The organism is Sphingobium sp. Ant17 (genome assembly GCF_000588875.1).
GTDB lineage: Bacteria > Pseudomonadota > Alphaproteobacteria > Sphingomonadales > Sphingomonadaceae > Sphingobium.
This window is the reverse complement of the sequence record NZ_JEMV01000110.1, coordinates 1-8,508: the sequence shown is the minus strand read 5'-3', so window position 1 is coordinate 8,508 and position 8,508 is coordinate 1. Positions and strand designations below refer to the sequence as shown.

Below are 8,508 nucleotides of genomic sequence, written 5' to 3'. Positions count from 1 at the left end.
GGCGTTCCAGTGTTCGTCGTATCGCATCGGGAACAGCATCCTCGCCGAACTCGTCCTGGAGCGTCTCGAAGACCGTGACGGCAATGATACCGTCGATCTGGAGCAACTCCTCTATACGTGGCCAGAATGGCTCGAGCGGATCGGCGCGGGGTGCGCCARTGGCGCTCCTTTCTTTCTTTCTGGGGACGGAAGCTGCGGATCGTTCTCGATCCGGCGTGCGCTGCGCTCGCTGATACCGGCCTTGGCAGCCGCGACGGCCTGGGTGTGTTGGCGACGATGGGTCATGAAGAGAAATACCTGCTGATCGGAAATGTGGTGGCCCGGCATCGCAAACCCATCGCTCGTTGTTCGATGAGTGTTCCGATACCACCGCCCGCCACAGCCCCGATCAGCCCCCCGAAAGAAGGGGAAAAAGATCGCCATCGGTTGTCTGGTCCGCTCTCCGGTCGGGGCTACGCCCCTCCCTACGATCAGCCCAGACAACCGATCCTACCGGCCATCATAGTTGCCGCTCAACCGGCCATCGTAGTTGTCGCCACGCAGGCTGTTCCGCTGCATTCACACCGTGCAGCTGAAAGAGATGTTTTGGCGCTTACGCTGTATTGTCAACGGCGGTCAGATTCCAGGCCACCGGGGCGGAGTAAAAGCAGGCCACTGTTGATGCGGGCCTGACGATATGAAGAGGCCCCGATCGGGGCCTCTTCATATCGTTTTCGTCATTGATCAGGTGGCGGTGATCTCGCCAGTGTCCGGGTCGACGACCGGAGTGGCCTGGTTTTGCTCCGCCCCGGCAGCACGGCGGCGGGCGGACTGCTTAAGGCGGTAGCTATCGCCGTTCATGGCCAGGATGCTGACGTGGTGCGTGAGCCGATCGAGCAGCGCGCCGGTGAGCCGCTCGGATCCCAGGACCTGCGTCCAGTCCTCGAACGGCAGGTTGGATGTGACGATCGTTGATCCCCGCTCATAGCGCTGCGAGAAGGTCTCGAACAGCAGTTCAGCGCCTGTGGGCGAGAGGGGAACATAGCCCAGTTCATCGACGATCAGCAGCTTCACCGCCGCAAGATCGCGCTGCATCTTGAGCAGTCGCTTTTCGTCCCTCGCCTCCATCAGCTGGTTGACCAGGGCAGCGGCGGTCGTGAACGCGACCGTGAAGCCTTTCTGGCAAGCCGCCAGTCCCAGCGCGAGCGCTACATGTGTCTTGCCGGTGCCGCTATTGCCCAGCGCGATGATATTTTCCCGCCGCAGGATGTATTCGCAGCGTGCCAGCTCCAGCACGAGCATTTTGTTGAGGCCTGGAATGGCCGTGAAGTCGAACGTGTCGAAGCTTTTCACCGCCGGGAACCGCGCAGCCCGGATCCGGCGCTCCACAGTGCGGCGCTCACGATCGATCAGCTCAAGTTCGATGAGGCGAAGCAGGTATCGGCTATGATCAACCCCGTCGCGTGCGCATTCACGGGCCAGCTTCTCATATTCCCGTAGCACTGTAGGAAGTTTGAGCTGCTTGAGATGATGCGCGAGCAGAACCTGCGGCGTCCCCGCCATGGTGCCGGTCGGCATCTTGTCCTCTGCGACCTGGTTCATGCCGCCAACTCCTGAGATGTTTGGGGCACGAGCGCGGCATAGTCGGCGGCACGCGTCGTCTTCACGTCCATTTTCGGCAGGTGGGGATAGGCTGCCAGGTCCAGGCGGGCGGGCCGCCGTTCGATGCGCGCCAGCGCGATCTGCTTGACCGCATCGAAGCCGATTGCRCCGATACAGATCGCCTCGTTCACCGCGAAGGTGACGATCTCCATCGGTATCGCCTCCAACAGGCGCAGGATCTGGATGAACTCGCGCTTGCCCTTGTTGCCCATRCGCGCCTCAAGGAGGTGACGCATATGCTGGAACGCTTGCGGMAGRGCCCAGTCCTGCAGCGCGGCGGCCTGATCGAGCGCATTGGGCTTGGTCTCGATYAGCGCCAGATAATGCAGCGGGTTCGCCACGAACATGGCCTCACCATAACAGCGCGGATGTCTGGCGATCTCCTCATTGCCACATAGGATGACCACCGTGTCGACGAAGCCCTTCACCATGACATCCTGGAAGCCGTACCGGGTCGGCACCGAGTAGTCGTTGGTCCGGTAGCGCACCAGGGCGGTCGACGATACGCGAGCAGCCCTGGTCTCACACGGCTCGAACTGCCCTGCTGGCAATGCCCGCATCACCGCCAGATCGGCCAGGAGCCGTGTGCCGATCGTCTCGCTATGTCGGCCAGCCCGCTCTTCCTGACGGGCCCGACAGCGATCCAACAGCTCATCATTGAAGTCATCGAAGCTGGGCGCATGTGGGATCGGTACCATGAAGTGCGATCGGGCGTGCTTGACCAGGCCTTCGACCTTCCCCTTGTCGTTCCCCTTTCCAGGCCGACCAAAGCGATCGGTAAAAAGATAATGGCTGACGAGCCCGGTGAATGCGCGTGTTCGCTCGCGCTTCCCATCGCCGCAGATCCTGGCAACCGCGATCTTCGTGTTATCATAGAGGATCGACAGCGGCACACCGCCAAAGAAGGCGAACGCCGATACATGCCCGTCCAGAAAGGCCTCGGTTGTCTCCGCTGGATAGGCCTTTACAAAGCAGGCATCCGATTGCGGCAGGTCCATGCAGAAGAAGTGCATCTTCCGGCGGACACCATCGATCACGCCCACCGCTTCCCCAAAATCCACCTGCGCATGTCCTGGCGGGTGCGCCAGCGGCACGAACGTCTCGCGTCCCCGCGCCCGGCACAGCCGGACATAATCCTTTACGACAGTGTAGCCACGGCCAAAGCCATGCTCGTCGCGCAGACGTTCAAATATCCGTTTGGCGCTGTGCCGCTGCTTCACAGGCGCAATGCGATCCGCTGCCAGGATCGCGTCAATCACTGGCAGCAGCGGCCCCAACTTCGGCTTCGCGACAGGCTTGGTCCGCGTGTAGCCGGGCGGCAGAGAAAACCGGCACATCTTCGATATCGTCTCGCGGCTCAGTCCAAAGACCTTCGCGGCCTCGCGCTGGCTGTTACCTTCAACAAAAACAAAGTGCCGAACGGCGGCGTAGCTCTCCACGGCAAACATCCCCGGCCACCCCCCTTAAAAGGAGCAACCTATCCAATGGCTGGTTTTTAAACCGCCACGCTCAGCAAATCGCTGGCGTTCCATTGGCCTGGTTTGTCACCGCCCTCTACACCCGCATCCTGGCGCTTGCCGAACTGAACTTCGTCGCGCGCTGCGAGGTCGTCCACCTGCTGGGGCCGCCCGGCACCGGCAAGAGCCATCTTGCCAGCGCACTCGGTCTGGAAGCCGTCAAAGCCGGCAAAAGCGTCTCGTTCATCACGCGTGCGGACTTGATCGGTGCGCTTGCCAAGGCCGAACGGGAGGGCTCGCTGCGCGAGAGGATCCGCTTCTACTGCAGGCCATCTTTGCTGATCGTCGACGAGATCGGTTACCTCCCGGTCATACCCGGTGGTGGCAATCTGTTCTTCCAGCTGGTCAATGCGCGCTATGAAAAAGGGGCGATGATCCTCACCTCGAACCGAGGCTTTGCCGAATGGGGTGAAATCTTCGGCAGCCCCGTCGTCGCCACCGCGCTGCTCGACCGCCTGTTGCATCACGCCATCGTCATCCAGATCGATGGCTCGAGTTATCGCCTCAGGCGACATGCAGATCTACTACCCGAGCATGTGCGCTCGACCGCCCGGACCACCCCGCCGGCGCCGACAGAAGCTCGTCGCCGCGGCCGACCGCCAAAAGATGGAGGTGTACCGATGCCCGGCTCCTGAACCTCAAACCGCAAAGTGGGGAATTTTACTTTGTCCGTTCCGGGGAAAATTACTGTGCCGTTGACAATGGTGGCGAAATGCACGGTGGAACGATTGATGCGGGCCATGGGGCTGGCGGGCGTCCGGCGTGGAAAGAAGACGGTCACCACCGTCAGCAACCCGAATACGCCGTGTCCGCTGGACAAGGTCAATCGGGCATTTCGCGTCAGCCGGCCCAACGCCCTGTGGGTCGTCGATTTTACCTACGTGCACACCTGGACGGGCTTCGTCTATGTTGCCTTCGTGATTGACGCTTTTGCCCGGCGGATCGTCGGATGGAAGGTCAGCACGTCAGCCACTGCCAACTTCGTTCTGGATGCCCTGGAGCAGGCGATCCATGCCCGTAGGCCCGGTCCCGATGATGGACTGATCCACCATAGCGACAGGGGAGTTCAATATCTTGCCATGAACTATACCCAGCGCTTGGCCGAGGCCAAACTCGTCCCCTCGGTCGGTAGCGTCGGTGATTCCTACGACAACGCCTTAGCCGAGACGATCAACGGCCTTTACAAGGCCGAGGTCATCTGGCGGCAGCGATCATGGCCAAGCGTTTCGGCCGTGGAAATGGCAACGCTGCGCTGGGTCGATTGGTACAATAATCACCGGCTCTTCGGCCCTATCGGGCACATCCCGCCCGCTGAGGCCGAAGACAATTACTATGCAGCCCTCGAGAACCTCGATATGGCTGCATAGCCAAATGAAAACTGCCTCCTGAAAACCCGGGGCGCTTCACTAGCAGGCATGCCGAGCCTGTCGATCAATCGGGCGCCGGCCTCGCCGCCTAGGCCGTGTTGACAAAAGACTTCAGCCATATCCGTGCAGCAGCGAGGTTGAGGAAGCTTTCGAACGACAGGACGGTTTGTCATAGCGGGTGGCGATGCGGCGTTGTTGCTTCAACTTGCCGAACATTCGCTCAATGCGGTTGCGATCCTTGTAGCGCCGATAGTCGGGATGGACCGGCACTTTGCGGTTCGACCGGGGTGGGATGATCGGCAAAATGCCGCGCATGAGCAGGTTTTCGCGGAACCGGTCGCCATCGTAACCCTTGTCGGCCAGCAATGCCTTGGGTTTGGGCAACGGCAGGGCCATCAGTTCATCCACGGCAGCGTAATCTGAAGCCTCGCCGCCAGTCAGGATGAACCCGATAGGCAGTCCTTGATTGTCGCAGCGGGCGTGGACTTTGCTCGTAAAGCCGCCGCGTGATCGACCAAAAGCCTGCGCAAGAGCCCCCCTTTTCCGCCTACTGCCGAGACATGGCCGCGAACCGTGGTGCTATCGATCATGTGCTGCCAGTCATCGGTCAGGCCCAAATCAACCAGCGTTTGCAACAGCGCATCCCAAACGCCTTGCTCGGCCCAGCGTCGGAACCGCACATAGACGGAGTTCCACTTGCCGTAGCGCTCGTGCATGTCGCGCCAGGGGCAGCCGACCCGCAGCACATGAAGCATGCCGTTGAGAAAACGCCGATTATCGCCAGATGGTCGAGCCCAGCGCCCCCGCTCGGATGGCAGCAGGGGGCCAATCAGTTCCCACTCAGCATCCGACAAGTCCCCACGGTCCATGACTGCTCCTTAAAGAGCAGCCTTGATGATGTGGACGCCCCCGCACTGACCGGCGCTATGCTGTCGGTCGGTCACCCGAAGCAGGAACAGGAGCGTTTACGATGACGATCACAACGGTTGGGCTGGATCTGGCTAAGAGCGTCTTTCAAGCACATGGCATCGATGAGACCGGCACTGCGGTGCTGGTGAAGAAGTTGCACAGGAAGCAGATGTTGCCTTTCTTCTCGAAGCTGCCGCCATGTCTGATTGGCGTGGAGGCGTGCGGAACGGCGCATTACTGGGCACGGACACTCGCCGCCATGGGGCACGAAGTTCGCCTGATTCCGCCTTCGTACGTGAAGGCCTACGTCAAGCGCGGCAAGAGTGATGCGCTGGATGCAGAGGCCATATGCGAAGCTGTACAGCGCCCGACGATGCGGTTCGTGCCGACAAAAACGGTCGAGCAGCAAGCGATATTGATGGCCCATCGCGCCCGGTCGCTGCTGGTGCGGCAACGGACTATGGCAGCGAACGCGCTGCGGGCGCATCTGGCAGAGTTCGGTCTTGTCGCAAATCCCGGGCTTGCACATCTTGCGACCTTGGCCGAGCAGGCGCTGTCCGATCGTGACGGATTACCGCCCTATGCCCGCACCGCGCTGGAAACGCTGGTCCGCCAGATCACGGCGCTGACGGGTGAGATTGCGCTGCTCGACCAGCAAATCGCCAAATGGCATGCCGAGAGCGAAGCCAGCCGCAGGCTCGCCGCCATCCCCGGCCTTGGTATCATCACAGCGACCGCTATCGCCGCGACCGTCTCCGATCCCGATCAGTTCACCTCGGGCAGGCAGTTCGCCGCGTGGCTGGGGCTGACCCCGCAGCAACATTCGACCGGCGGCAAAGCTCGGCTGGGCGGCATATCGAAGCAAGGCGATCGATACTTGCGTCGATTGCTCGTTGTAGGCGCCACTGCGTGATGCGTCACGTCAAGGACAAGCCCACGCCCATGGCAAACTGGATCAGGAAGCTGAGCGAGAAGAAGCCATTCAGGGTGGTGTCCGTAGCGCTTGCCAACAAACTGGCCCGGATCGCCTGGGTCGTGCTGACAAGGAAGGAAGCCTATCAGCCCTACGCGCATTTGGCCTGATCAAATCAGGTCACCCGAATTGGTAATGGCAGTCGATGATGAGTAACGATCGAGCCAATGGTGAAACCAACCCGTCTGATTCAATGCGCCTCAAAAGCGCGCCAACTTGATCAGGGACTTCACCGGCGGATTTCCATCAGGGCCAGCGGTCAAATCACGCCCGCACAAATAGGCCGGACATATGAAAGCAACCGATCAAACCCGTCCCGACAAAAAGCCCTTGCCATAGGGGGCGTCCACATATGAATCAGAACTTGGGCCGGTTGAAAATCCCTTTTTGTCAACACGGCCTAGCGCAAGTCCAACACATCATTGAATTTCGCCAAGTCGCTGGGTCCGCCGGCCACGTCGTGCCACCACATCTTTGAGAGCCTGATTCATAATTATCCGATGAAATTTCATAGTCTTGCGATGCGACGCGCGAATAGCTGGATGGAAGCTATGAACAGCCACGCAGTTGCCGATGCGATGGTCTGTTCAAAGTCCTTGGCGAGCCGGCGGTTGCGGTTCAGCCAAGCCAGTGTTCGCTCGACGACCCAGCGGCGCGGAACAACCACGAAGCCTTTTGCAACATCGGATCGCTTGACGATCTCGACAGTCCATTTGCCGATACGCCGGAGCGCTTCCCTGAGCTTGTCGCCAGCATAGCCGCCATCGGCAAAGACATGGCGCAGCCATGGAAAGCGGTGGATGATTTCACGCAGGACCAGCGGCGCGCCGTCGCGGTCCTGAATGTCGGCGGTATGGATCACCGCATGAACCAAATGGCCCTCGGTGTCGGTGAGGATGTGGCGCTTGCGCCCCTTGACTTTCTTACCCGCGTCAAAGCCGCGAGGTCCGCCACTTTCCGTTGTTTTCACGCTCTGACTATCGATCACGCCAGCACTGGGCGAAGCCTCGCGGCCCGTCGCTTCACGCGCCATCAACAGCAGAGTATGATTGAGCGAGAGCCACAGTTTGTTATCGCGCCACAGGTAAAACCAGCGCCGAACCGTCGAGACCGGCGGAAAGCAGGGCGGCAGCATTCGCCACGGCAGCCCCCCCACGCAGCAGATAGAGGATCGCCTCGACGATCCGTCGCAGCGGCCATTTGCGCGGACGGCCTACGTGGGAGGGTGGCGGCAAGAAAGGTTCGAGCACCGACCATTCGGCATCGGTCAAATCGCTTGGCAAAGTCAGTCCCGCGCGGGCATATTGCGCCCGAGTGGTATCGGTCCACATCGTTGATCTCCGGAAGTTTGTTGCAAAACCCCTGAATCAACGACTGCGGCAAGCGTCAAGCTAACCCGCTGATACCACTCAACTTAATTTCGGATCGGGCTCTAAGTTTTCTTACAGGACAGATGTATTTAAGGCCCTACCGTGAATCTGTGTCCCAATAATGCACTGGAGCCGACACGACCTATTGCCGCCGGTCGCCCATGAAGCGCAGCAGGAACAGGAACAGGTTGATGAAGTCGAGATAAAGGGTAAGCGCCCCCATCACGACCGCCTTGCCGTGGAATTCCGAACCGGCCACCTCGAAGTAGACGCTCTTGATCTTTTGCGTGTCGAAAAAGCCGTCAAAGCCCGCAAAAACAGGAGCACGCCAAACCGCGCTGACGATGAGATCCAAAAGCGGACGACCGCAGGAACATGTTGACGATCATGGCGATGAGCAGGCCGACGACGCCCATGATCAGGAAGGTTCCAAAACGCCGACAGATTCCTCTTGGTAGTGTAACCCCATAGGCTCAGGCCCCCCGAAGGGCTGCGGCAGCGACGAAGAAAGTGCGCGCGACACTCACGCCGGTATAGGCGAGAAAGATTGTCGAGAGCGACACGCCCATCAGGATCGCATAAGTCCAGAACAATGTCTTGACGGTGCGCTCGGATAGCCGGTTGATGCCGAAGCTGAGCGTAAAGACGAGGGCGAGTGGTGCGAAGACCGCGATCCATCCGAGCAACGTCGGAGCGCCGCTCGCCGTGAAAAATACGGCACGCACVCCAGT

General features: G+C 60.3%; 4 protein-coding genes and 5 pseudogenes. 3 read left to right on the top strand and 6 right to left on the bottom strand.

Annotated features, from left to right (window positions below; translation table 11 throughout):
• The 3 genes and pseudogenes from BF95_RS29915 to istA form a co-directional block, all read right to left on the bottom strand.
• A pseudogene (locus BF95_RS29915) lies at positions 1 to 327 on the bottom strand (IS21 family transposase); the annotation flags it as partial.
• Positions 328 to 723: 396 nt separating this feature from the next.
• The gene (gene istB, locus BF95_RS23910; RefSeq protein WP_200867056.1) at positions 724 to 1,581 is read right to left on the bottom strand and encodes an IS21-like element helper ATPase IstB; all 858 of its coding nucleotides are present in this window, start codon (positions 1,579 to 1,581) and stop codon (positions 724 to 726) included.
• On the bottom strand, positions 1,578 to 3,089 hold the full coding sequence (gene istA / locus BF95_RS23905; protein WP_043155136.1) for an IS21 family transposase: 1,512 nt from the start codon (positions 3,087 to 3,089) through the stop codon (positions 1,578 to 1,580). Before istA ends, istB (BF95_RS23910) begins: the two co-directional genes overlap by 4 nt.
• An 83-nt stretch (positions 3,090 to 3,172) precedes the next feature.
• Here istA and istB (BF95_RS23900) point away from each other — a divergent pair, with 83 nt between their 5' ends.
• Positions 3,173 to 3,793 carry an IS21-like element helper ATPase IstB gene (istB, locus tag BF95_RS23900; RefSeq protein ID WP_327195522.1) on the top strand — a complete coding sequence of 207 codons (621 nt, stop codon included), beginning with the start codon at positions 3,173 to 3,175 and terminating at the stop codon, positions 3,791 to 3,793.
• A 69-nt stretch (positions 3,794 to 3,862) separates the two neighbouring features.
• Positions 3,863 to 4,525, top strand: a pseudogene (locus BF95_RS23895) (IS3 family transposase); the annotation flags it as partial.
• 88 nt (positions 4,526 to 4,613) lie between these two features.
• Here the strand turns inward: BF95_RS23895 and BF95_RS27695 are convergent.
• Positions 4,614 to 5,394: pseudogene (locus BF95_RS27695) on the bottom strand (IS5 family transposase).
• 101 nt (positions 5,395 to 5,495) lie between these two features.
• Here BF95_RS27695 and BF95_RS23880 point away from each other — a divergent pair.
• Positions 5,496 to 6,517, top strand: a pseudogene (locus BF95_RS23880) (IS110 family transposase).
• 398 nt (positions 6,518 to 6,915) lie between these two features.
• On the opposite strand, the gene BF95_RS23875 reads toward BF95_RS23880, so the two are convergent.
• Together BF95_RS23875 and BF95_RS23870 are read right to left on the bottom strand one after the other, a co-directional pair.
• Positions 6,916 to 7,738, bottom strand: a protein-coding gene (locus BF95_RS23875) for an IS5 family transposase (RefSeq protein WP_145206731.1) whose coding sequence is annotated in 2 segments (ribosomal slippage) — positions 6,916 to 7,560 and positions 7,562 to 7,738 — 822 coding nt in all. Because the reading frame shifts where the segments join, the coding sequence is not laid out codon by codon here.
• Between the two features lie 181 nt (positions 7,739 to 7,919).
• A pseudogene (locus BF95_RS23870) lies at positions 7,920 to 8,508 on the bottom strand (Bax inhibitor-1/YccA family protein); the annotation flags it as partial.

Excerpts from the sequence above, each read along its gene's own strand:
- istB (WP_200867056.1), bottom strand. The coding sequence starts at position 1,581 with ATGAACCAGGTCGCAGAGGACAAGATGCCGACCGGCACCATGGCGGGG.